The following is a 23,974-nucleotide window of genomic DNA, read 5'->3' on the forward strand; positions in this document are numbered from 1 at the left end:
AAAAAATTTAAGTTTTTTTTTAATTTTTCGCAATATAACATAAAAGCTAAATGCGCTTCATCAGAATAATTTGGTAGTTCATCGGCTTTTTATATATTTGTTGCACTAACGCCTCGAAAATATAATATTTATGATGCTTGACTTAAAACGTTTAGCTCTTGCTCTCTGTGTGTTTGCCTTTTGGCAAACATCACACTCCCAATTAGGCTTTTCACATGAAATAGGCGTTATTACAGGTCCTGTGCAATTTAGGTCAGACTATGGCAGCCGTCAAGACGAACGTACCAATTTTGGTAATTCTGGGATTGGAATAGGGCTTGTACATTATATTAACTTTTCCTATAGAGCTGATTGTAATTGCTATTCTACGGATACGTATTTCAACGATCATTTTAAATTAAGAAATGAGATTTCATGGAATAAAACAAAACTAGAGCATCTTGGAAGATGGGTACAACCAGATAGAACTAGTGATAATGCAGATAGACTTAGAGGTCACACTGGTTATGCTAAAAACTTGGATATTGGTACTCAACTAGAATTTTTCCCTCTAAGTATTCGTTCGTTTCAAGCTTATGGTTACCGTTTAGCTCCATTTGTAAGTCTAGGTATACACTACACTTCATTTAACCCTGAGGTAATAACAACCTATGACAATGGCACTAATGATGTTGGAAATATAGGAGACCCTAATAATTTCTATTCCAGATGGGCTCCCGGATCAGTTGATCCTGCTCCTGGAAGCACATGGTCTACTGTTGCTAGTGTTGGATTTAGATATAAAGTTGGTAAACTTTCCGACCTTATGCTTGATTTAAGATGGCAATATTATTTTGATGATTGGGTGGATGGATTAAATCACAATCTTGTTGATAACAAAAATAACGACTGGCTACTCTGGTTAAATATAGGTTACATATATTATCTAAATTAATTACTTAATTTTTGATAGCTCTTAAAAGTGCCAATACATATCCATAATGTAGTCCTTCATGTATTACTATAAATTGTAAAGCTTCATCAATATTGTTTAGAGTATTTCCTGTTGTTGATACTGTATAAGTGTTATAATTCTTAAAAATACCATCATCATAATCTGTTTTGGTTTTTTCAAGTGTAGATAATAATAACATTTTAATTTCATCTACCTCATCTTGATATACTACCTGATTAGGTTTACTATCTTTTCGGTATTTATTTACCATTTCCTCAGAAAGAGATACTTTTAAACCTGATAACTTATAGGCTAATAATTGTTCAGAAACCACAACATGACCTATATTCCAAATAATGTTATTATTAAAGCCTTCAGGAACCTTATTTAAATCTTCTAATGTGTTGTTTTCAATAATTTTTTTTAAAATACTTCTTGTATTTTGTAAAACTTGAAACGTAAAGTCCATATTGTTTAAATTTTTGATAAATATAGTTTTAATTTGTTTTTTGAAATACATAAAACCATGAAAAAAGTATATTATTTAAAGACCTGTGATACTTGTAGAAGAATTTTAAAAGAACTGAATTTACCTTCTGAATTTATACTACAAGATATAAAAAGTGAAGCTATAAGTATTACTCAATTAGATGAGATGAAAGCCTTATCTGGAAGTTATGAAGCCCTGTTTAGCAAACGTTCACAGCTTTACAAAAAAATGGATTTAAAAAATCAAAATTTAACTGAGAAAGATTTTAAACATTACATTCTTGAGCATTATACTTTCTTAAAAAGACCTGTAATATTAATTGAAGACAATATATTTATTGGTAATTCTAAGAAAACCGTAGACGCTATTAAAAATGTATTAGGTTAAAATTTTATAATGAAGATTAAAAAAACAAAAAAGTCTAACATTTCTGTTAGACTTTTTTTGCTCCTCAGGCTGGGCTCGAACCAGCGACCCTCTGATTAACAGTCAGATGCTCTAACCAACTGAGCTACTGAGGAAGATTATATTTCGCTTTTGCGAGCGCAAATATATATTAAATTTTATTTACAACAAATATAAAGCCTAAAAAATTAGTCAAAAATAGCTTTGTAAATATCATTCCCATTAGCAAACAAAACTAACGCAATTAAAATGAAGAATCCTACCATCTGTGCATACTCCATAAACTTGTCTCCTGGTTTTCTCCCAGAAATCATTTCATAAAGTAAAAACATAACATGACCTCCATCTAGCGCAGGAATTGGTAATAGGTTTAATACCCCAAGCATAATTGAAAGAAATGCGGTAAGATACCAAAATGCTTCCCAGTTCCATTGCGACGGGAACATTTTTCCAATAGCAGCAAATCCTCCTATTTGAGTTGCACCTTTTTTAGTGAATATATATTTAAATTGAGCTAGATAATCTTTAACCTCCCAATATGCTTGATTAAATCCACCTTTGATACTTTCTGCTAGTGTATATTCTCTATTGTGAAAGGTGATATAATCTTCATCTGTTATTCCTCTAAAAAATCCCATTTTGTTGTCTTCATTAGGAGTAATAACCATATCAACTTTTTGATTACCTCTTAAGATTTGTAGAGAAACATCCTTCTTAGAGTTATTTTTTAGACCGTATGTGTAATCTGAAAAGTATTCAACTTTTCGTCCATTTATTGCTATAATTTTATCGCCAGAAAGCATACCTGATTTTTCAGCAGGAGATCCTTCTTCAATTGAATCAACTTCAAAAGGGTATCGCGCCTCTATTCCAGGTAAATCTCCAGCTTCAAATAATTGAGTACCTATATCTTCTGGTAATTTAATAATTTCTACTTCTCCATTAACATGCTCAACTTTCATATTATTAATATCACGAAACATGAGATATTTGTTAATAGGAATTGTAATATTCTCTATAAGTTCTCCATCAATTGAAACTATTTTGTCACCTTGCTCAAACCCATAATTTTCTAAAGTTTTTGTAACTCCATAACCATATTTTGCGCTATCCTTAGTTACATAGTTTGTTCCCCAAACAGAAAGCATAACAATGAATAGAAATATTGCTAACAAAAAATTAACTGTTACTCCACCAAGCATTATTATTAAACGTTGCCATGCTGGTTTAGAACGAAACTCCCATGGCTGGGGTGGTTTTGCCATTTGCTCAGTATCCATACTTTCATCAATCATACCAGATATCTTAACGTATCCACCAAGTGGCAACCAACCTATACCGTAAACAGTTTCGCCAATTTTCTTTTTAAACAAAGAAAACTTAACATCAAAAAACAAATAGAATTTTTCTACTCTTGTTTTGAAGACCTTAGCTGGAATAAAGTGCCCTAATTCGTGTAATACTACTAGTATAGAAAGACTCAAAAGTAATTGAGCCGTTTTTATTAAAAATACTGACATCTACATTTTTTTATAACCGCACAAAAGTAAGGTTTTCAGCCTAGTTTAAAAAGCGATTAAACAAATGCTCTAGGTTTTAACAGTAATTTAAGTTAAGGACAGGTTTTATGCGATTTAAAAACATTGTACTTTTACAAAAAATTTAATTCAAAGCGTTTAAGATGCTATCGTTTTTTAAGGGTTATAAACTATTTGCTATAGTTTTTGGTGTGATTTCCATTGTTATTATTACTTTAATTTACAACACTTTAAATGTGTACCAACCACTTCCTATTTACCAGCCAACGATGGTTAGTATAGAACTTGTAGATAGTACAATTCAATACAAAAAGAAATATCATAAAATTGCTGATTTTAGTTTAACAAATCAAAATGGAGAAATCATTACACAAAATACATATAAGGATAAAATTTATGTGGCAGATTTCTTTTTTACTACTTGCCAAACGATTTGTCCTATTATGACAAAAAATATGGCAGATATACAGAAGAAAGTTATACATGATAACGAGATAATGCTTTTATCTCATTCAGTAACACCTAAAATTGATACTGTTGAACAATTAAAACGTTATGCGATAAAAAAAGGGGTAATTGATAAGAAATGGAATTTGGTTACAGGAGATAAAAAACAAATTTATGACTTAGCGCGTAAGAGTTATTTAGCTGTTAAAAGTAATGGAAACGGTGGCCCTTTTGATATGATACACACAGAAAACTTTATGTTAATTGATAAAAAAAAGCAAATCCGTGGGTTTTATGATGGTACAAAACCTGAGGATATTGAAAAATTATTGGATGATATTGCTCATTTAAAAAATGAATATGTGCAATAAATACCGAAGTGTTCTTCTGCGCAAGGGATTGAACGGCATGTTGGAGCTCCCGACCTAAGGAGGAGCGACTAGTGAAAGCCCGACCCTTGTGGTAGCGCCCAAATAATTACACTTTAACTTTTAATCTTATGAAGTTTGCTGTATTTTTACTTCTTTAAAATCAATCTAAATAAGCTTGGAATATACTTTAGCACAATTAAAACGCGGCGAACATGCTGTAATTACTGATGTTTCTTCGAAACATATTCCTTTAAAGCTTTTAGAAATGGGATGTTTACCAGGAAGTTCTGTGGAACTTGTACAAGTAGCACCTTTGAAGGATCCGTTATATTTAAACGTAAACGGAACCCATCTTGCCATAAGAAAAGAAACCGCTGCTCTTATTTTAATTAAAAAAACCGCTACATGAGTAAAGAAATAAATGTGGCATTGATTGGTAACCCTAACACAGGTAAAACTTCGGTGTTTAATACGTTAACAGGCTTAAACCAAAAGGTAGGCAATTACCCAGGTATTACGGTTGAGAAAAAACAGGGTGTTTGCAAATTGAAAGATGGTGTAAAAGCTCGTATTATTGATTTACCTGGGACTTATAGTTTAAATGCCTCTTCTCTTGATGAAAGTGTAGTGATAGAGCTATTGCTTAATAAGAATGATAAAGATTTTCCAGATATTGCCGTTGTTGTTACAGACGTTGAAAACCTTAAACGAAACCTTTTAATTTTTACGCAAATTAAGGATTTGGAAATCCCAACGATTTTGGTAATTAATATGGCTGATAGAATGAGCTATAAGGGTATTTCTTTAGACATTCCACATTTAGAGGAAAAACTAAACACTAAAATAGCTTTGGTAAGTACGCGTAAAAACGAGGGAATAGATACGTTAAAAACTCTTATTAGCGATTACAAAACCGTTTCTACCACTGTTTGTTTAGATACTACCACTATAGATCCTGAATATTTTGGAAACCTAAAAAAAGTATTTCCAAATCAATTACTATACAAACTATGGCTTGTTATTACACAAGATGTAAATTTTGGTAAGGTAAACAGAAAAGAGTTTGATAAGGTAGCAGATTTTAAGGTGAAAAATACCACAGACTTGAAGCGTTTACAACAAAAGGAAACAATTAAACGCTACCAATTTATAAATGATGCGCTTAAAAAAGGGCAAACCATAAACCTTAAAGAAGCCAAAGATATACGCATAAAATTAGACAGAATTTTAACTCATAAATTTTGGGGCTATATTATTTTTGCATTTATCCTATTAGTTATTTTTCAAGCTATTTACAAATGGTCTGAGCTTCCTATGGACCTTATCGATAGCTTCTTTGCTTCACTAAGCGAATGGGTAGATAATACTTTACCCGCTGGTGCTTTTACAAGTTTAATTTCTGAAGGTATTATTGCTGGTTTAGGTGGTGTGGTTATTTTTATTCCGCAAATTGCCTTTTTATTCCTTTTTATTGCCGTGCTCGAAGAAAGCGGTTATATGAGTCGCGTGGTGTTTTTAATGGATAAAATAATGCGCCGTTTTGGATTGAGTGGAAAAAGCGTAGTGCCTTTAATATCTGGTACCGCTTGTGCAATTCCTGCTGTAATGGCTGCCAGAAATATAGAAAGCTGGAAAGAACGTTTAATAACCATTTTGGTTACGCCATTTACCACCTGTGCAGCAAGACTCCCAGTGTATTTAATTATTATTGCGTTGGTAATTCCCGAAGGTAGCCTTTTAGGATTTAGCTATAAAGCACTAACCTTAATGCTAATGTATTTAATTGGTTTTGCAACAGCTATTTTTTCTGCCATGTTGCTTAATAAGGTATTACATATTAAGAGCAAAAACTATTTTTTAATAGAAATGCCAACTTATAAATTGCCCTTATTTAAAAACTTAGCTTTAACAGTTTTAGAAAAAACTAAAACTTTTGTGCTAGAAGCTGGGAAAATCATTCTTGCTATTTCAATTATACTTTGGTTTTTGGCATCTTATGGCCCTGGAGAGCAGTTTAATAATGCCGAAAATATTGTAAGTAGTGCCAACCCAAACCTCCCTGAAAACGTTTTAAATAATAGAATAGACGAGCACAAATTAGAGCACTCTTACATTGGTATTATAGGAAAGAGCATTGAACCTGTTATAAAACCCTTAGGTTACGATTGGAAAATTGGTATTGGTCTTGTAACTTCTTTCGCTGCAAGAGAAGTTTTTGTAGGTACACTAGCAACTATTTATAGTATAGGAAGTGCCAACGATATGGATAATGAGGATGAAGCCACATCTATTATAAAAAATAGAGTGCAAAACGAAGTATATGCTGATGGCTCTAAAGTTTTTACATTTGCCTCTGGTATCTCGCTACTCCTCTTTTATGCTTTTGCTATGCAATGTATGAGTACGCTTGCCATTGTTAAGAAAGAAACCAACAGCTGGAAGTGGCCTATGCTTCAACTCGTAGTTATGACGTCCTTTGCGTATCTTGTAGCATTAATCGCTTTTCAGTTTTTGAAATAATATCTAAAAAAACGACCGACATTTTATGAATAGCATCATTCAAAATATATTAGTATTCACTTTAGTTGGTATAGCAGTTGTGTTTTTGATTAAAAAATTCTTTTGGAAAAAACCAAAACCCAAAAAAGCGTGTGGTAACGAAGGTTGTGGTTGCCATTAAAATCTAGTACTTTAGTCAAATATATTTCGATAATTTTTTATAATGAAAAAGAAGCCATTTCTATTGGTATTAACTTTGTTATGTACCTTTTATACTTTTGCACAAGAAGAAAAAAATACCACCCACCTTTTAGATGCTAATCTTACAAACTTTAATACCTTTATTGGTGTACCGCATAGCACAGTAGTAGGTTTACCAGAAGGCACATATCAATCTAAAGATGTTAGAAAAGGAACTCCTCTAGGACTAAACAACGACATAAAAAATATATTTACCACAACAAATATTAACGGCACAACCATATTAAACATTAGTGGTGAGATTTATGGAAGTATAACAACTAAAGCTAACTACAGCAATTATCATTTTAGCACAATGTTCAGATGGGGTAATAAAAAATGGGAACCAAGACTACAACGAAGAAAAGATACAGGTATACTATATCATAGCTACGGCGATTACGGTAGATTTTGGAATACTTGGAAAACTTGTTTAGAGTTTCAGGTACAAGAAACAGATCTTGGAGATTTTATTTCTTTACCAGGTAATAGTGCAGAACCAAAAGTTGGCGGCCCTAGTGTAGAAATTAGAGGTAGCGTTACTACTGAAACAAAACAGTACAACCCAAATTTAGACACATATTTTGAAGGTAAAGGTTATATCCATGCTTATATAGAACCTCAAAATCCTCATGGAAATTGGAACCACTTAGAGCTTTTCGTTGTTGGCAACAATGCTGTGCATGTAGTAAATGGTAAAATAGTTATGGTAGTTGAAAATGCTATGAATCCAGAAACTGGTAAACCCTTAACCGAGGGACAAATTCAAATTCAATCTGAAGCTGCAGAATGTTATTATAAAGAAATGACAATAACTCCAATTACTGAGTTTCCTGAATTTATAAAAAATCAGGTGCGGTTTAAGTAAGAGTAATTAAATTAACAGACTATTTTTTAAATAAAGCTTCTAAATAGTTTTGTGTCTCAATATATTCTATACGCATTGCTTGTAAATAACTTATAATATCTAATCTTTCTGAACACTCTTTGGAAAGTGAGTCATTAAATACTTCATCATTCACAGTTATCACAATATACCAATTACCTGTTCTTGATGCATGAATATCTTCGAACATAGGTGTTATGTTACTTTTTTCTAAAGCAACATCTAACGCAATAGGAACTAGGTTTAGTGTTTTAGTAGGTATTTCTACTTCATAAAATGAAAAATAAAAAGATTTATCATTTACTTCAAAACGGACATTGTTTTCTACATTTTGATGGGATAACTCGTATTTTGTGTTTATGTAATTGTAAAATTCATTTGCATCTTTTGGGTCTTCAAAAATAAATGCATTTTGTTTAGGTAATTTACGTTTAAACTTTTTGGCAACCATCACTTTATCAGTTTCAATACTTGGAGCAATTCTTAAAGGGATACAAGAAGAGTAAAGAAAAAAGAAAAAGAGTAGTATTTGTATTGGTTTCTTCATTGATGTAGTTTAGAAAAACGCATCAACTATTATACCAACCTCTAAGCAACCTTCACAAATAAATTATTAGCTATCATATTAGATATTGCTAATTCTTTACCTTCTATTTCAATAGTTATAGAATTATCAAAAGGTTCACGCTGCAGCAATTTTATGGCACATCCTAGGGATATCTTATGCTTATCTAAATATTGAAGGAATTCTGTAGACGAATCAATCACACCTACACAAATACAAGTATCTCCAACTTTAGCTTCGGATAATAAAATTTTATCAATCTTCTTTATTTTACCTGTTGCATCTGGAATAGGATCTCCATGAGGATCATGTGTAGGGTATCCTAAAAAAGCATCTAATTGAGTTATTAATTTTTTAGACTTAATGTGCTCTAATTGCTCAGCAACATCATGAATTTCATCCCAAGAAAAATTTAGCTTTTCAACTAAAAACACCTCCCAAAGCCTATGCTTACGTACAATATTAATGGCAATAATTTCGCCTTCTTCAGTTAATGAAACACCTTGGTATTTTTTATAATCTACATAACCTTTTTCAGATAACTTTTTTACCATATCGGTAACTGAAGATGCCTTAGTCTCCATTTCTTTAGCAATAGCATTAGTACTCACATTAGTAGCACCTTGCTTTCCTAAATGATAAATCGCCTTTATATAATTCTCTTCAGTTAGTGTAATCATTATTGCTATTTAGCTACGCAAATATAGTATAAATATAGTAGTTTAAAATAATTTTTAGGTTAATCTAAAAATATATTTATATTTGCATAAAAATATGTTTTGATGAAACATTGTATTTTCTTCATTTTAATAATGCCCTTTTTATCTTTTGGACAAAAAGAAACTGCTAAAATTTCTGGTACAGTTACTTCAAACGAATTACCTGTAGCCTATGCTAGCGTATATGTAAAAGGTGGCACACAAGGTGTTAGTACTGATGAAAATGGAGTATATGAGCTTAGTATCCCTGCTGGAAACACTACAATAATAGCAGAATCTCAAGGGTACCGTGCTACTAGCAAAAACATTTCACTATCTGTTGGCGAAAATAAAACTGTAAATTTTTCATTAGTTGAAGATGCACTAGGTTTAAATCAAATTGTAGTAAGTGCCACCAGAAATCGCATTAGTAAAAAGGAAGCCCCAGTAATTGTAAAAGTGTTAAGCCCTAAATTATTTAAAGCTACACAATCACTTTCTTTAGCAGACGGTTTAAATTACCAACCCGGGGTTCGCGTGGAAACCAATTGTCAAAATTGTGGTTTTACGCAGGTACGCTTAAATGGCTTAGAGGGGCAATACACTCAAGTATTGGTAAATAGTCGTCCTGTATTTAGCGCGCTTAATGGGGTTTATGGCTTAGAACAAATTCCTGTTAATATCATAGATCGTGTAGAAGTAGTACGAAGTGGTGGTTCTGCATTATTTGGATCAAACGCTATTGCTGGTACCATTAATGTAATTACCAAAGAACCTGTAAACGATACTTGGGAAATAAATTCTACACTAGGTATTATTGATGGTACTACGACCGATAGAAATGTAAATGTAAATGGGTCTTTAATTAGTGAAGATTTAATGAGTGGTATTACCATTTATGGTATTTTTAGAGACCGTGATGCTTATGATGCTAATGGAGATGGTTTTTCAGAAATTACCGAACTAAACAATAATTCATTAGGTGCAAAAGCATTCTTGAGACCTAATGATAATAGTAAAATTGGATTTGATTTTACAGGTATTCGTGAATACAGGCGTGGTGGAGATCGATTGGATTTAGCACCACAGTTTACAGATATTACAGAAGAGCTAGACCACAATACTGTATTTACTGGTTTAGATTATGAATTATATAATGACGAACGCACCAACACACTCAGTGTGTATACCTCTCTACAATATACTAACAGAGACAGCTACTATGGTGGTCTTGGTGGAGGCAGAACTGCTACAGACTCTATTCTGGCAAATAGCGCCTTTGGTGTAACAAAAGATATTGCGTTTGTAGGTGGAGCTAAATTTAACCACGAATTTACCAATAACGACGTTATTACTACTGGTGTAGAATATCAGGTAAATGATACAGATGACGCCATTACGGGTTACAATCGTGTAGTAGACCAAAATGTAAAAAGCCTTGGTATTTACGGGCAATACCAATGGAAACCCTCAGATAAATTTTCAGCGCTAATCGGTGCACGTTTAGATAATGTAACAGTAAATGGTTTTTATACCATACAAGATATATCGCGTCGCTCTGATGTTTCAGAAACGGTGTTAAGTCCACGTTTAACATTGCTTTACAACATCACAGAAGCCCTTCAGTTTAGAGGTGGTTATGCCAGAGGCTTTAGGGCACCACAAGCATTTAATGAAGACCTTCATATTTCTTCTGTGGGAGGCGAACAACGTTTCGTTATTTTGTCAGAAAATCTTGAAAGCGAGTTTTCAAATGCCTATACCGCATCTTTAGACTTTACAAAAGATTTCAACACTACCCAAACCAACCTTTTAGTGGAAGGATTTTACACATCATTAAAAAACCCATTCACTATAGTAAGCACAGGAAGCTCACTTCCAAATGGTTCTATTTTAGAAGAATCAAGAAATGGCTCTGGAGCCTATGTAGCTGGAGCAAATATTGAGCTAAGTGTATCGCCTAGTCCCGACTTGTTTTTTCAAGCAGGTGTCACATTTCAAAAATCTATCTACAAAGCATCTCAAATACTTTTTGAAGCAGATGGAACAATTCCAAATGAAGAAGATGTTATTTTAGATGAATTTGCGCGAGCACCTAATATGTATGGTTTTATAAACTCTAATTGGCAAATTAATGATGAATTAAAGCTTGATTTAACAGGAAGTTATACAGGTTCTATGATTGTACCTCGTGTTGTAAGTGACTCTGGTTTTATTGATTTAGTAGATTCTGAAGATTTTTTAGATATAACTACCAAGCTAACTTACCATTTTGAGCTTAAAGAAGCATTTCATGTAGAATTAAGTGGTGGCGTACAAAATCTATTTAACAGTTATCAAAATGATTTTGATACTGGTGCAGGTAGAGATTCAGATTTTGTTTATGGACCAAATCGTCCTAGAACCATATTTTTTGGATTAAAATTTGGAGATTTTTAAAAGTGTATCACATGAAATATTTTGTTTGTCTTATTTTGCTATCTGTTTCATTAAGTGCAGTTTCTGCTCAAACTAACTCTGGTATAAACTGGATGTCTTGGGCACAACTAGAACAGGCATTAAATAAAGAACCAAAACCAGTTTTCGTTTATTTTCATTCAGAATGGTGTGCCTATTGCAAAAAGATAAAGAGAAAGGTATTTACCAATCCAGAAGTTATTCAAAAGCTAAATACAGATTATTATGCAGTAGAAATGGATGTAGAATCTAAAGACACTATAGTTTTTGATGGAGTTATTTTCACTAACAAACAAGCAACAAAGAAACGTAATGGTGTGCATGAATTACCTTTATTACTGGCATCGCGGGAAAATAAAGCATTTACACTACCCGCAACTTTATTTTTTGAGAATGCTTTTAACATAAGAGAACGCGTTTTCAAATATTATACATCAAAACAACTTCTAAATAAGTTATAATTTGAGTACATAGCAACTTCCATCTAATAATGAAATAACTGAAAAACAACCATAAAGACTACGTAAATCAACCGAAAAGTCATTTTTTAGTACTTTCGTAATAAATTTTTAGAGACATGAAAAAATATATGTTTCTTTTTTGCGCCGTATTATTCTTATACAATTGTAAAAATGAAAAACAAAGTAACGGTAAGCTAAATGTAGTAACTACCACAACTATGATAACCGATTTGGTTAAAAACATAGGCGGCGATCATATTAATCTTCAAGGATTAATGGGTAGCGGTGTAGACCCGCACTTATATAAAGCCAGCGAAGGCGATGTAACCAAACTAGCCAATGCCGATATTATTTTCTATAACGGTTTACATTTAGAAGGCAAACTGGTTGAAGTTTTTGAGAAGATGAAAAACAAAAAAACCGTTGCAGTTTCTGATATTATCGATAAAAACACATTGATAGGTTCAGAATACTTTGCGTCAAACTACGACCCGCATATATGGTTTGATATTCAATACTGGATGCAAGCAACTAATTATATTGTTGAAATACTTTCAGAAGCAATTCCAGATAAAAAAGATTTTTTTCAAGCTAATGGTTTTAAATATTTACGTCAGCTAGAAGATTTGAGTAAACGGGTAAAAGTTACAATCGAAACTTTACCTAAAGAACAACGCATTTTAGTAACCGCACACGATGCTTTCAATTACTTCGGAAAGGCTTTTGATTTTGAAGTAGTAGGGCTTCAAGGCTTGTCCACCGCTACAGAAGCTGGCGTTCAAGACGTTCAAAAATTATCAACCTTTATTATAGAGAACAATGTGAAAGCCATTTTTGTAGAAAGTTCGGTGCCAAAACGTACTATCGAAGCGTTGCAAGCCTCAGTAAAATCAAAAGGTCATAACGTTACCATAGGAGGAGAATTATATTCTGATGCTCTTGGAAATGCAGGAACTCTAGAAGGTACATATATCGGGATGTTTGAATATAATGTAAATACGATAGTGGAAGCATTAGCCCTTCCTAACCTCCCCTAGGAGAGGAAATTCACTCTTGCTTAGAAAATGAAGAGTTAAAACAAATTGAAATAAAGAAATGATTTGGCAAAAAGGTCAACACCCAAGTCAATTCAAAGAATAGATCGTCAAGGCGCAGAATAGATGAAGAAAAGCTCCGAGAACAGGAGAACGATAGTTCGACGCGGAGTTTTCAAATCGGTTTTCATTCCGCCATAGCGGAATGAAAAATTCCTCGGCTTGAACTTGATTTCCTGCCGGCAAGCAGGTTTGGTTTGATGTATTTAGTTCAAAACATCCACTGGAAGTTTCAAACTAAATAGTGCATCAAGGCAAAATGAATATTTAAACAAATAAAAATGAAAAAAAAGATCGCCGTAAAAGTAGACGACCTAACCGTAGCCTACAACTACAAACCCGTACTTTGGGATATCGACTTAGAAATCCCAGAAGGGGTACTTATGGCTATTGTAGGCCCCAACGGCGCAGGAAAATCAACCCTCATAAAATCTATTTTAGGCATTTTAAAACCCATTGCAGGAAGCGTAAGTATTTATGATAAACCTTATGAAAAACAACGTCAGGTTGTTGCTTATGTTCCTCAAAAAGGTAGTGTAGATTGGGATTTCCCAACTACAGCACTAGATGTTGTAATGATGGGTACCTATGGTAGCTTAGGCTGGATAAAACGCCCTGGGCAAAAGCAAAAAAAGGCAGCCTTAGAAGCACTTGAAAAAGTAGGTATGTTGCCTTTTAAAAACCGACAAATAAGTCAGCTTTCTGGCGGACAGCAACAACGTATATTTTTAGCAAGAGCCTTAGTGCAAAACGCTTCAATTTATTTCATGGATGAACCGTTTCAAGGCGTAGATGCTACAACTGAAATTGCCATCATCAATATTTTAAAAGAATTAAGAAAAGCAGGTAAAACGGTAATTGTGGTACATCACGATTTGCAAACCGTTCCAGAATATTTTGATTGGGTTACCTTTTTAAACGTAAAAAAGATTGCCACAGGACCAGTTAAAGATATCTTTAATGATGATAATTTAACAAAAACCTATGGTATTAATTATAAAGTAAGTATACAGGAATGACAGCACTTTTAGTAATTGATATGCAAAAAGGATCTTTTACACCGAAAACTCCAAGGTATAATACAATTGGTGTCATTCAAAGAATAAATAAAATTGCTGCTCTATTTCGCTCACAAAACTTACCAGTAATTTACATTCAACATGACGGAACTGGAACTGGGGAATTTGAAAAAGGATCTATTGAATGGGAAAATTTAAATGATTTAATAGTAAAACAAAACGATATTTTAATTGATAAATATGCCAACGATGTCTTTTACAAATCAAAACTCCAATCTAAATTGATTGAGTTAAAAATTTCAGAATTGGTAATTACAGGATGTGCAACAGATTTCTGTGTTGAGTCTACAATACAATCAGCATTAACTAAAGACTATAATATAACAGTTGTTGGAGATGGTCACACTACAGGAGAAAGACCTGGCTTAAAAGCGAAACAAGTAATTGACCACTACAATTGGGTATGGCAAAACATGATTCCAACAAAAGGAAAGGTAGTTGTAAAATCCACCGAAGAAATAATTAAAAATTTGTAAAAATCATCGACTTTACAGAATACATAAAACTCGTATTTACAGACTACACACTAAGAACTATAACACTTGGTACTGCAATTTTAGGCGCAGTAACAGGAATGCTAGGTAGTTTTGCCGTGCTCAGAAAGCAAAGTTTATTAGGCGATGCGATTTCACACGCTGCTTTGCCTGGTATTGCCATAGCCTTTTTACTTACAGGCGCAAAAAACAGTAATACTTTACTAGTGGGGGCATTAGTAAGCGGCCTTTTGGGGACTTTTTGGATTAGAGGTATTATCAAAAAAACACATTTAAAATCAGATACCGCCTTAGGGTTAATTTTATCCTTGTTTTTTGGTTTTGGTATGTTGTTACTCACATTTATTCAAAAACAACCCAATGCTAATCAAGCTGGGTTAGATAAATACTTATTTGGTCAAGCAGCAACATTAATAGAAACTGATGTATGGATGATGGCTATTGTAACAGGCATTTGTTTATTCGTGTTATTACTGTTTTGGAAAGAATTCAAAATCCTTTTATTTGATGCAGATTATACCAAAACCTTAGGTTTTAACACCAAAACAATTGACATTTTAATAACCACTTTTATCGTTTTAGCCATTGTTTTGGGGCTGCAAACGGTGGGCGTTGTTTTAATGAGTGCTATGTTGTTGGCTCCAGCTGCCGCAGCAAGACAATGGACAAACAGTTTAGGAATTATGGTATTTCTAGCAGCTGTTTTTGGAGCATTTTCAGGTGTATTTGGTACTGCCATAAGCGCTACACAAAACAATCTATCAACAGGACCAGTTATCGTTATTGTTGCTAGCATCTTTGTTTTGATATCATTCATTTTTTCCCCAAGCAGAGGCTTGTTGTTTAAACAAATTCGTTTTATAAAAAATCGTCGCGATTTACAATTACATAAAACTCTAGCGTTTATGTACAACATTGTTGAAAGTCATGAAAACATATCGCATCCACACGCCATCAAAATCCTAAATAATTTTCAAGGCTACACCAAAAACACGTTACAAAAATTGGTACAAAAAAACTTTGTGAAGTTAGAAGGTAATATGTGGAGTTTAACAGAGGAAGGTTTTAAAACTGCATCAAACTTGTACAATCAACAAAGTGACAACAATGAGTAATGCCCAAATTGAAATACAATTAATTGCTAGTGTGGTCGCTATTGCCTGTGCTATTCCGGGAACATTTTTGGTTTTGAGGAAAATGGCAATGATAAGCGATGCCATTAGTCATTCTATCTTACCAGGAATCGTTATCGGATTTTTTATTACTCAGGATTTAAACTCGCCTTTGCTTATTCTTTTAGCAGCTTTAACCGGAGTATTAACTGTGGTTTTAGTAGAGTATATTCAAAAAACTGGGTTAGTAAAAGAAGATACCGCTATCGGATTAGTGTTTCCAGCGTTGTTTAGTATTGGCGTTATTATGATTGCAAAAAATGCCAACGATGTGCATCTAGATGTTGATGCTGTTTTACTGGGAGAATTGGCTTTTGCTCCTTTTGATAGATTACTCATTTCAGGTGTGGATATCGGTCCAAAGTCTTTATGGATAATTGGTAGTATTCTAATCATCACTATCGGACTCCTGTTTGCCTTTTTCAAAGAATTAAAAGTAAGTACGTTTGATGCAGGTTTAGCGGCTTCATTAGGATTTTCTCCAGCTATGATTCATTATGGATTAATGACTGTCTCATCAGTAACCACAGTAGGTGCTTTTGATGCTGTAGGTGCTATTTTAGTAGTTGCATTAATGATTGCTCCCGCAGCAACCGCATACTTACTAACCAACGAATTAAAACGTATGCTGCTTTACGCCATCTGCTTTGGAGTATTTAGTGCCATTTCAGGCTATTGGGTAGCACATTGGCTCGATGCATCTATCGCTGGATCTATTACAACTATGTTAGGATTATTATTTTTAGCAGTGTATCTATTTGCTCCAAGAAAAGGTATCATTGCTGTAATGTATAGAGAAAAACAACAACGTACAGAAGTATCATTATTAACCTTTCTTTTACACCTAAAAAACCATACAGAAGAGGAAGAACGTCATGTAAACCACCTCAACGAACATATCAATTGGCAAAAGGTGCGTTCAAAAACCGTTTTAGATTTAGCTATAAAAAACAATATGATTCAACTAGATAAAAATATTGTTTCATTGACAGAAAAAGGGGAAGATTTCACTTCGAAAGCTATTGATTATATCATCACAAATAAAGATGCACAGATTGAAGCCATGAAGGATGATTTCTTTTTGTTTAGGGGCTGATGTCATTCAGAGCGAAGCGAAGAATCTCTTTAATAAAACAGTGCTAAATTGGGAACATGAAAACAATAGGTAATCACAACTATTACGTCTATATTCTAACTAATAAATCTAAAACTGTTCTTTACACAGGAATGACTAATAATTTAAAAGAGCGACTTTACTTCCATAATAACCCAACAGCATTTTCTAAAGCATTTACAACAAAATACAGGTGTTTTTATCTGATTTATCACGAACACTTTTTTGAGATTAAAGATGCAATAACAAGAGAAAAACAAATCAAAGGTTGGAGCAGGTTAAAAAAAGAAAACTTAATAAATAGTTTTAATCCGTCATGGTCTTTTTTAAATGATGAAATTTAAAAGATTCTTCAGTCGTTCCTCCTTCTGAATGACAAAACATTTCTCTTATTTAGGAGGTAACTTTGGTATCTTTATTGTGGCTTTAGTCTTAAATATTAGCCTTTATGAAAAAATTCCTTTTCTTTTTTGCTTTAATTTTCTGTTTTCTTTCTTGTGAAAACAAAGAAAAATATAATGGTAAATGGATACTTGACATATTTAAATTAGACAATAACGAATCCGAAACTCCATCTTTTTTTAGCATTGAAAATGATTCAATAAAATTCAACTATTGGAGTTTTCATCATCCACATGAGTATCCTTTAAAAACTGGAAACAATCAGTTTGTATTTAATAATTGGACTATTGGAACAAATATTATTGATGACACGCTTTCATTAAAAAACGCCTTCTACATAAAAGACAATAACGATAGCATATATAACTGGCTATATGACAAACCTATAACCAAAATAGAGTTGCCAAAAATAAACTCTAAACACTTCACATCAAACAATTCAAATAATAAAGAGTTAAAATATTATATCTTATTTGGAAGACGTATAGATAATAATCAATTCAGTTTACAACTTAATGATAAGTATTCTGAAATAGAAGATTTACCTGCATTTATAGCTAATCAAAGAGCATCTGAAAGGCATGAAATAATTCCTTTTTACTCATCTTATTTATTCGTTGATAAGTCTACTCCAATGAAATATCTTGAAGACATATTTTTTGAACATAAAAAAGTTAATCAACTTAAATTATGTCTTATCAATAATATCCTTTTGAAATATGATAATTCACTTGGTTTATATTATGAATATGAAAAAACAACAAAAAGACTTCCTCCTTTTAGTGAGCATGACCTTTTCCAAGCCAATACTTCTACTAATAAAGATCTCATTCCTCCACCTCCACCTCTTTTAAATTATTCAGAATTCAATGGCAAGAGTCAAAAAATCAGAATAATATTGTTAAAAAAGAACACTATTTATTTTAATAATTCCATTATAAAAATAAATCATTTAAAAAAACTTATTAGACCTCACATTGAGGATAATGATGTCATCATAAGTCTTTATGACTTAGAGTCTAATTATTCAAGCTTCCTAGAAATGAATACATTAATTAACTCTGCATATCAAGAAATCAGAGAAGGAAAATCAAAAATGAAATTTAATAAAACCTTAAATAATTTGACTAGAGAAGAGCTTACTGAAATAAAAATAGGAACACCAATTAGGCATATTTGGGATTATTCAATTTCTCACTTTAATCGTATTGCTAAAAAAGGAAGTTCTTTTTATGGGTTAGAAATAGCTCCTATTGAATAATGTTAGTACTTTATATGTTTCTCAATAAAGTTAAAATAGATCCATTCCTCTTTATAATCATGTATTTCATCAAAAAAACTAATTTTTTGCCATACTCTATTGCTCTTAAATGTTAAGTTTTCGTACTTTTATTTTACTAAACAAACCCCATGAGATACATAATACTGATGGTTATATCGTTATTTGCCATCAAACTTTCTGCACAAGAAAAAATTCCTTATGTTGATTTAGATGACATTTATGAACAACTGTCTGATAAAGCTTCAAAAGAAGATTACAAAAAAAACATTGAACTATTAAATAAGATAAGTGAAAATGATTCTTCCTATTGCGATGTACTAGTCACTAAATCATACTACTTGTTAAATTCAGAGCGATACGATGAAGCCATTGATATTGTAAACGAAGGTTTAACAAGAGATTGCACCTCTTTAAACACCTCATTTTATATAAACAAAGCTCTTATTTATGTTCTTACAGAAAAATATGATGAAGCCATTAAAGTTTATGATGAAGCTTTAAAAACCTATCCTAAAAATGCAGAATTATGGTGTAATAAAGGCATAGCCCTAGAAAACGCTTCGAAAATTGAAGAAGCTGTACAAGCATATAAAACCGCAATTATATTAAAACCAACCTATGCAAGACCACATTTACAATTAGGTAATATTTGTTACCAACAAGAGCGTATTACACAAGCTCTAATGTGTTTTAATGTATATTTAATTTTAATAATAAATGAAGAGGATGCCTTTACAACCTTACAATCTTTAAATAATATTGTTGCTTCCAGAAATGAACACAAAGCAAATCCAGATATTGAAATTTCTAAGGACGATGAAGCTTTTGATGAATTAGATTTAATCTTGAATAACAAAATTGCATTAAACAAAAAATACAAAACTGGCCATAAAATTGAAATTTCGCTTACCAAACAAAATCATGCGCTATTACAACAAATACAGGATTTTGAAGGTTATGAAGGGTTTTGGGATAAAAAATATGTAATGCTTTACAAATGGATTGCAGAAAATAATCTTTTTGAAAACTTTATTTATACATTATGCTATCCAATAGAAAATGAAAAATATAAGAAGATTGTAAGTAACAATGAAAAAAACATTGTAGACTTTCTTAAAAAATTCTACAGTAAATGGCGAAGCATTCTTAAAACCAACACCATTGCGTTTGATGGCAAGTCTCAAGAAGTTTCTAATTATTATTATGATAATTATACACAAGCTGTTGGAAAAATGAATGGAGAAACGTCAGTCGGCAAATGGTTTATCTATAACGAAGATGGGCAATTATCCTCTGAAGGTATTTATGATAAAAACGGAGAGCGCGACCAAAAATGGACTTGGTATTATACAAATGGTAGAGTAAGAGAAACAGCCATATATAAAAACACAAAATTAAACGGAGAAAACCTGCATTTCTTTGATAATGGAAAACCAAAAATAGCAGCTAATTTTTTAGATGGAAAACTAGATGGTAAATATTTGGTTTATAATGATGACGGCGCACTTATTGAAGAAAAATATTTTAAAGAAGGTAAATTAGACGGACTATACCAATCGTATTTTAAAGTTGGCAAACAATTATTAGAATGGCATGTACCCTACAAAGATGGTAAAGTAGAATCTATCGCTAAGGAATATTATGCCAATGGCGATCTTTTTGCCGACATTCCTTTTGTTGATGGAAAAAGACACGGGGAATACAAAGATTTTCACTTTAATAAAAAAATAGCTTCAGAGGTAAGTTATGCCAATGGCGAATTAAATGGTGCATATAAAACATACTATACAAATGGAAAAATTCATAAAGAAGGTAATAGTATTGATGATTTTTACAACGGTCCATTTAAAACCTATTACAGAGATGGTGTTTTAGAAAGTGATGAAATTTACAGTAATGGTTCTTTAGACGGTATTAATAAATACTATGATACAGATGGTAAAATAATTAGTGAGTTTACCTATCGTAAAGGCGAAGTAATTGCATATAAATACTACAATAAAAAAAGGGAAACTATAAAAGAAGCCCGAAAAAAAGGTGGCGAATTTCAGTTCGCAGGATATTATGCTCATGGTAATAAGTTTTCGGAAGGCCTATACGATATTAAAGGAGGAAAAAAAGGGTTGTGGAAATTTTACTCAAAAAACGGAGTACTTACAAGTAAAGGGAAGTACATTGATAATAAAGCTACTGGGGAACATATTGATTATTATAACAACGGAGAAGTAAAATCAATATCTCAATATGAAAACGATTCCTTAACGGGTTACTATACCATGTACCATATAAACGGTAAATTACAAAAACAAGGGTGGTACAAAAAGAATGCAGCCCATGGCGAATGGCGTACATATTACATTAATGGTACTTTAAAAGAAATTAACTTTTACCATAGCGGAAAACTATATGGTAAACAAGAACTTTTTGCCGTAAATGGAAATCCGGAACGCACCTATTATTATAAACAAGAAAAACTATTTTCTGAAACCTATTATGACCATGAGGGAAATGTATTAGGAAAAATTAACTACCGTCCTGATGAAAACAATTATAAAGTAGTTTATAAGCAAAGTAATGGTAAAACAGGTATAGAAATAGATTATGTAAATAGCATAAAACATGGTAAATATACTAGTTATGACTATTACGGAAACACGAGATTAGAAGGATATTACAACAATGGCAGCATGGATAGTGTGTGGACATGGTACAATTCTAATGGTACTAAAAGTTATGTAAAACACTACAGAGATGGTAACCTTAATGGAGAATTATTAGATTTTCATGAAAATGGTAAGCTAGATAAAAAAGAAATGTATGAGTTTGGAAAAATAGTTGGTGTCTCTGAAGCCCATCATAATAATGGTAATAAATCCCAAACAACAGAACACTTCTATGGAAAAACCCACGGTAGAATGGAATTTTACGATTATTCAGGAAAATTGCAACTCATACGGTTTTATAACCACAACAGACTTATAGGATACAGTTATCATGACGCTGATGGAAACGAATTGCCTATAATTCCAATAAAGAATGAAACAGGTAAAATAAAATCGTTTTTCGATAACGGAAACGTTGCTCGAGAAATGGAATATAAAAATGGGAATTTAGTGAATCTTTACAAAGAATATTATTATTCAGGGCAGCTTGAAAGTGAATTAAATTTCATGGACGGGGATTACGATGGTACAATAACATACTATTACCCTAACGGAAATAAAAAAGCCATATACAATTACGAACATGGTATATTGCAGGGTTTAACTACTAAATATCACGAAAATGGCAAAGTTAAAGAAGAACGCCAGTATGTAAACGACTATTTAGAAGGCCCTAAAAAATATTACGACACAAATGGAAAGTTAACCAAAGAAGAACTTTACTTTAATGATGATATATACAAAACCCAAACTTTTTAATATGCGTATTTTATGGCTCTTTATATTTGGTTTTAGTATGACGTGTTTAGCTCAAGAGTCTGAAGAGTTTAAACGATATAAAACACTATACCCAAACGCTACAGCAGTTACATTAAACAAGGAAACCACTATAACTATAAAACTCAATGACGAAAACATAGATATTACCCAAGAACATTTTGAAGAAGATTTATATTTAGATGCAGGCGCAAGTAGAAACGCTAAAAGATCACTACACTTTTCTTCGTTTTTTGAATTAGAAGATGTTGAAGCGTCCTCTTTAGTATTTTCAGATGGAAAGTATAGAGAAATGGAAGTTAAAGAGTTTTCTGAAAAAGATGAATTAGATCAATCGTTTCATGATGATTCTAAGTCTTTAAACTTCATTTTCCCGAACCTCCAAAAAGGCTCTAAATCACGTTTAAAATATTCTGAAAATGTAAAAAACCCACGATTTTTAAGTCCGTTTTATTTTGGCGATTTCTCTCCTATTGTCAATAACAAAATTACTATTGTAGCAGATAAAAATATAACCCTAAAATTCAAAGCATTTCAAACTGAGGATTTAGACATCAAATTTAACAAACAAGAAAAACGAAATACAACTATCTACACATGGGAGTTAAAAAACATGAATAAGTTTAAGTATGAGTATAATTCCCCTACTTATAAAAAAATATTTCCGCACATAGTTCCAATAATTACGTCCTATAAAGCCAACAACAATACCATAGCATTGGCAAACAAAGTAGACGATTTATACCAGTGGTACTACTCGCTAGTAAAAGACATCAATAAAGATGAACCAAACCAGGAGTTAATAAAAGTAGTTGAAAATTTAACGGCAGATAAAACCAACGATTTTGAAAAGGTAAAAGCCATTTATTATTGGACACAAAAAAATATAAAATATATTGCCTTTGAGTATGCTTTGGGAGGCTTTATTCCAAGACAGGCAAATGATGTGTTTAATAAAAAATATGGAGATTGTAAAGACAACTCAAGCATACTATTTAAAATGCTAGAAATTGCTGGTATTGAAGGCGATCTCACATGGATAGGCACCAGAAAAATACCCTACAGCTATGATGAAGTCCCAACGCCTATCGTAGACAATCATATGATTTTATCATATACAGACAAGACAGATAACACGTATTTTTTAGATGCTACGGGAAGGTTTATACCTATAGATTACCCAACACCTTTTATTCAAGGAAAAGAAGCTCTAATCTCCAAAGGAGCATCTGGTTTCGTAATTAAAAAAGTACCTGTAGTACCTGCAGCAAAAAATGCAGTAATCGATACCACAATTGTAAATCTTGAAGAAGAAAATTTAATAGGCTCATCTAAAGTAGAAATATCAGGATATCGCAAATTAGATTGCTTTGACGCCCTAGAATATGCCAATACAGCAGAAAAACTAAAAACCTTTTACATAAAGCAATTAGAAAAAGGGAACAACAGATTTATTATTGATAATTTTACTGAAACCAACAAGTTCCACTACGATAAAAATTTAATAGTAGATTATAACTTTAATTTGAATGGCTACGCTAAAAAATTGGGCGATGAAATCTACGTCAATCTAAATTTAAATAAGGAGCTTAGCCCATACAAAATGGACAACGATCGTAAAAACGACTTAGAATATGATTACAAAAGTTATTTTGACTACACCACAACACTAAACATCCCCGAAGGTTATACCGTAGATTATATTCCGGAAAATGTTTCCATTTCCAATAACTTGATAAGTGCCAACATCAGTTATGCAGTAAGTGAAAATACAGTAACATACAAACACCATGTTACATTTAACTTCATCAATCTAACTTTAGAGGAGCAAAAAGAGATTGATAAAGTGGTAAAAACTATTGAGAAAGCCTATAAAGAAGTAATTATTCTTAAAAAATTATAACAT

General features: G+C 32.3%; 21 protein-coding genes and 1 tRNA gene. 17 read left to right on the plus strand and 5 right to left on the minus strand.

The genetic code is table 11. The annotated features are described in order from the left end of the window. Positions 1 to 133 precede the first annotated feature (133 nt). Positions 134 to 934, plus strand: a complete 801-nt coding sequence (locus EYD46_RS07835; protein ID WP_371870114.1) for a THC0290_0291 family protein — start codon at positions 134 to 136, stop codon at positions 932 to 934. A gap of 4 nt (positions 935 to 938) precedes the next feature. Here the strand turns inward: EYD46_RS07835 and EYD46_RS07840 are convergent, their stop codons facing one another. Continuing rightward, positions 939 to 1,403, minus strand: a complete 465-nt coding sequence (locus tag EYD46_RS07840) for a DinB family protein (RefSeq protein WP_130936523.1) — start codon at positions 1,401 to 1,403, stop codon at positions 939 to 941. A gap of 57 nt (positions 1,404 to 1,460) precedes the next feature. Between EYD46_RS07840 and EYD46_RS07845 the strand changes: the two genes are divergently transcribed. After that, entirely contained in the window at positions 1,461 to 1,811 is a 351-nt protein-coding gene (locus EYD46_RS07845) for an arsenate reductase family protein (protein ID WP_130936524.1), read from the plus strand. A 60-nt stretch (positions 1,812 to 1,871) separates the two neighbouring features. On the opposite strand, the gene EYD46_RS07850 is transcribed toward EYD46_RS07845, so the two are convergent. Both EYD46_RS07850 and rseP read right to left on the minus strand, forming a co-directional pair. Next, positions 1,872 to 1,945: transfer RNA gene (locus EYD46_RS07850), tRNA-Asn, on the minus strand. 72 nt (positions 1,946 to 2,017) lie between these two features. Continuing rightward, positions 2,018 to 3,349 carry an RIP metalloprotease RseP gene (rseP, locus tag EYD46_RS07855; RefSeq protein WP_130936525.1) on the minus strand — a complete coding sequence of 444 codons (1,332 nt, stop codon included), beginning with the start codon at positions 3,347 to 3,349 and terminating at the stop codon, positions 2,018 to 2,020. A gap of 161 nt (positions 3,350 to 3,510) precedes the next feature. On the opposite strand from rseP, the gene EYD46_RS07860 reads away from it, so the two are divergent. The 4 genes from EYD46_RS07860 (at position 3,511) to EYD46_RS07880 (ending at position 7,792) form a co-directional block, all read left to right on the plus strand. Further along, positions 3,511 to 4,185 (plus strand): SCO family protein, encoded by a 675-nt coding sequence (locus EYD46_RS07860; RefSeq protein WP_130936526.1) that lies wholly within the window; start codon positions 3,511 to 3,513, stop codon positions 4,183 to 4,185. Positions 4,186 to 4,360: 175 nt separating this feature from the next. Beyond that, positions 4,361 to 4,594: a FeoA family protein gene (locus tag EYD46_RS07865; protein WP_130936527.1), complete on the plus strand. Its 234-nt coding sequence runs from the start codon at positions 4,361 to 4,363 to the stop codon at positions 4,592 to 4,594. Then, positions 4,591 to 6,705: a ferrous iron transport protein B gene (gene feoB, locus EYD46_RS07870; RefSeq protein WP_130936528.1), complete on the plus strand. Its 2,115-nt coding sequence runs from the start codon at positions 4,591 to 4,593 to the stop codon at positions 6,703 to 6,705. Before EYD46_RS07865 ends, feoB begins: the two co-directional genes overlap by 4 nt. 202 nt (positions 6,706 to 6,907) lie before the next feature. Further along, entirely contained in the window at positions 6,908 to 7,792 is an 885-nt protein-coding gene (locus EYD46_RS07880; RefSeq protein ID WP_130936530.1) for a 3-keto-disaccharide hydrolase, read from the plus strand. A gap of 19 nt (positions 7,793 to 7,811) precedes the next feature. Here the strand turns inward: EYD46_RS07880 and EYD46_RS07885 are convergent, their stop codons facing one another. Together EYD46_RS07885 and EYD46_RS07890 are read right to left on the minus strand one after the other, a co-directional pair. Then, positions 7,812 to 8,357: a hypothetical protein gene (locus EYD46_RS07885; protein ID WP_130936531.1), complete on the minus strand. Its 546-nt coding sequence runs from the start codon at positions 8,355 to 8,357 to the stop codon at positions 7,812 to 7,814. Between the two features lie 41 nt (positions 8,358 to 8,398). Continuing rightward, entirely contained in the window at positions 8,399 to 9,055 is a 657-nt protein-coding gene (locus tag EYD46_RS07890) for a metal-dependent transcriptional regulator (protein ID WP_130936532.1), read from the minus strand. A 102-nt stretch (positions 9,056 to 9,157) separates the two neighbouring features. On the opposite strand from EYD46_RS07890, the gene EYD46_RS07895 reads away from it, so the two are divergent. The 11 genes from EYD46_RS07895 (at position 9,158) to EYD46_RS07945 (ending at position 23,971) form a co-directional block, all read left to right on the plus strand. Next, positions 9,158 to 11,512, plus strand: a complete 2,355-nt coding sequence (locus tag EYD46_RS07895) for a TonB-dependent receptor (RefSeq protein ID WP_130936533.1) — start codon at positions 9,158 to 9,160, stop codon at positions 11,510 to 11,512. 11 nt (positions 11,513 to 11,523) lie between these two features. Then, positions 11,524 to 11,991: a thioredoxin family protein gene (locus EYD46_RS07900; protein ID WP_130936534.1), complete on the plus strand. Its 468-nt coding sequence runs from the start codon at positions 11,524 to 11,526 to the stop codon at positions 11,989 to 11,991. A gap of 116 nt (positions 11,992 to 12,107) precedes the next feature. Continuing rightward, positions 12,108 to 13,028, plus strand: coding sequence for a metal ABC transporter solute-binding protein, Zn/Mn family (locus tag EYD46_RS07905; RefSeq protein WP_130936535.1), 921 nt, complete (start codon positions 12,108 to 12,110; stop codon positions 13,026 to 13,028). 338 nt (positions 13,029 to 13,366) lie between these two features. Further along, positions 13,367 to 14,104: a metal ABC transporter ATP-binding protein gene (locus EYD46_RS07910; RefSeq protein ID WP_130936536.1), complete on the plus strand. Its 738-nt coding sequence runs from the start codon at positions 13,367 to 13,369 to the stop codon at positions 14,102 to 14,104. Beyond that, positions 14,101 to 14,640, plus strand: a complete 540-nt coding sequence (locus EYD46_RS07915) for an isochorismatase family protein (protein WP_130936537.1) — start codon at positions 14,101 to 14,103, stop codon at positions 14,638 to 14,640. Before EYD46_RS07910 ends, EYD46_RS07915 begins: the two co-directional genes overlap by 4 nt. A gap of 5 nt (positions 14,641 to 14,645) precedes the next feature. Beyond that, positions 14,646 to 15,773, plus strand: a complete 1,128-nt coding sequence (locus tag EYD46_RS07920; RefSeq protein WP_130936538.1) for a metal ABC transporter permease — start codon at positions 14,646 to 14,648, stop codon at positions 15,771 to 15,773. Next, positions 15,766 to 16,926 carry a metal ABC transporter permease gene (locus EYD46_RS07925; RefSeq protein ID WP_130936539.1) on the plus strand — a complete coding sequence of 387 codons (1,161 nt, stop codon included), beginning with the start codon at positions 15,766 to 15,768 and terminating at the stop codon, positions 16,924 to 16,926. The genes EYD46_RS07920 and EYD46_RS07925 overlap by 8 nt, the downstream gene beginning before the upstream one ends. A 56-nt stretch (positions 16,927 to 16,982) precedes the next feature. Continuing rightward, the gene (locus EYD46_RS07930; RefSeq protein WP_130936540.1) at positions 16,983 to 17,288 is read left to right on the plus strand and encodes a GIY-YIG nuclease family protein; all 306 of its coding nucleotides are present in this window, start codon (positions 16,983 to 16,985) and stop codon (positions 17,286 to 17,288) included. A 104-nt stretch (positions 17,289 to 17,392) separates the two neighbouring features. Continuing rightward, positions 17,393 to 18,607: a hypothetical protein gene (locus EYD46_RS07935; RefSeq protein WP_130936541.1), complete on the plus strand. Its 1,215-nt coding sequence runs from the start codon at positions 17,393 to 17,395 to the stop codon at positions 18,605 to 18,607. 149 nt (positions 18,608 to 18,756) lie between these two features. Further along, positions 18,757 to 22,050, plus strand: coding sequence for a tetratricopeptide repeat protein (locus tag EYD46_RS07940; protein ID WP_130936542.1), 3,294 nt, complete (start codon positions 18,757 to 18,759; stop codon positions 22,048 to 22,050). Continuing rightward, a complete protein-coding gene (locus EYD46_RS07945) occupies positions 22,019 to 23,971 on the plus strand; it encodes a DUF3857 domain-containing protein (protein ID WP_130936543.1) in 1,953 nt (650 codons plus the stop codon). The genes EYD46_RS07940 and EYD46_RS07945 overlap by 32 nt, the downstream gene beginning before the upstream one ends. Positions 23,972 to 23,974 lie beyond the last annotated feature (3 nt).

Origin of the sequence: Hyunsoonleella pacifica (genome assembly GCF_004310335.1) — a bacterium.
Lineage (GTDB): Bacteria > Bacteroidota > Bacteroidia > Flavobacteriales > Flavobacteriaceae > Jejuia > Jejuia pacifica.

Coding starts and splice junctions, on each gene's coding strand:
- EYD46_RS07835 (WP_371870114.1), top strand. CDS start 134: ATGCTTGACTTAAAACGTTTAGCTCTTGCTCTCTGTGTGTTTGCCTTT.
- EYD46_RS07840 (WP_130936523.1), bottom strand. CDS start 1,403: ATGGACTTTACGTTTCAAGTTTTACAAAATACAAGAAGTATTTTAAAA.
- EYD46_RS07845 (WP_130936524.1), top strand. CDS start 1,461: ATGAAAAAAGTATATTATTTAAAGACCTGTGATACTTGTAGAAGAATT.
- rseP (WP_130936525.1), bottom strand. CDS start 3,349: ATGTCAGTATTTTTAATAAAAACGGCTCAATTACTTTTGAGTCTTTCT.
- EYD46_RS07860 (WP_130936526.1), top strand. CDS start 3,511: ATGCTATCGTTTTTTAAGGGTTATAAACTATTTGCTATAGTTTTTGGT.
- feoB (WP_130936528.1), top strand. CDS start 4,591: ATGAGTAAAGAAATAAATGTGGCATTGATTGGTAACCCTAACACAGGT.
- EYD46_RS07880 (WP_130936530.1), top strand. CDS start 6,908: ATGAAAAAGAAGCCATTTCTATTGGTATTAACTTTGTTATGTACCTTT.
- EYD46_RS07885 (WP_130936531.1), bottom strand. CDS start 8,357: ATGAAGAAACCAATACAAATACTACTCTTTTTCTTTTTTCTTTACTCT.
- EYD46_RS07890 (WP_130936532.1), bottom strand. CDS start 9,055: ATGATTACACTAACTGAAGAGAATTATATAAAGGCGATTTATCATTTA.
- EYD46_RS07895 (WP_130936533.1), top strand. CDS start 9,158: ATGAAACATTGTATTTTCTTCATTTTAATAATGCCCTTTTTATCTTTT.
- EYD46_RS07900 (WP_130936534.1), top strand. CDS start 11,524: ATGAAATATTTTGTTTGTCTTATTTTGCTATCTGTTTCATTAAGTGCA.
- EYD46_RS07905 (WP_130936535.1), top strand. CDS start 12,108: ATGAAAAAATATATGTTTCTTTTTTGCGCCGTATTATTCTTATACAAT.
- EYD46_RS07910 (WP_130936536.1), top strand. CDS start 13,367: ATGAAAAAAAAGATCGCCGTAAAAGTAGACGACCTAACCGTAGCCTAC.
- EYD46_RS07915 (WP_130936537.1), top strand. CDS start 14,101: ATGACAGCACTTTTAGTAATTGATATGCAAAAAGGATCTTTTACACCG.
- EYD46_RS07925 (WP_130936539.1), top strand. CDS start 15,766: ATGAGTAATGCCCAAATTGAAATACAATTAATTGCTAGTGTGGTCGCT.
- EYD46_RS07930 (WP_130936540.1), top strand. CDS start 16,983: ATGAAAACAATAGGTAATCACAACTATTACGTCTATATTCTAACTAAT.
- EYD46_RS07935 (WP_130936541.1), top strand. CDS start 17,393: ATGAAAAAATTCCTTTTCTTTTTTGCTTTAATTTTCTGTTTTCTTTCT.
- EYD46_RS07940 (WP_130936542.1), top strand. CDS start 18,757: ATGAGATACATAATACTGATGGTTATATCGTTATTTGCCATCAAACTT.
- EYD46_RS07945 (WP_130936543.1), top strand. CDS start 22,019: ATGATGATATATACAAAACCCAAACTTTTTAATATGCGTATTTTATGG.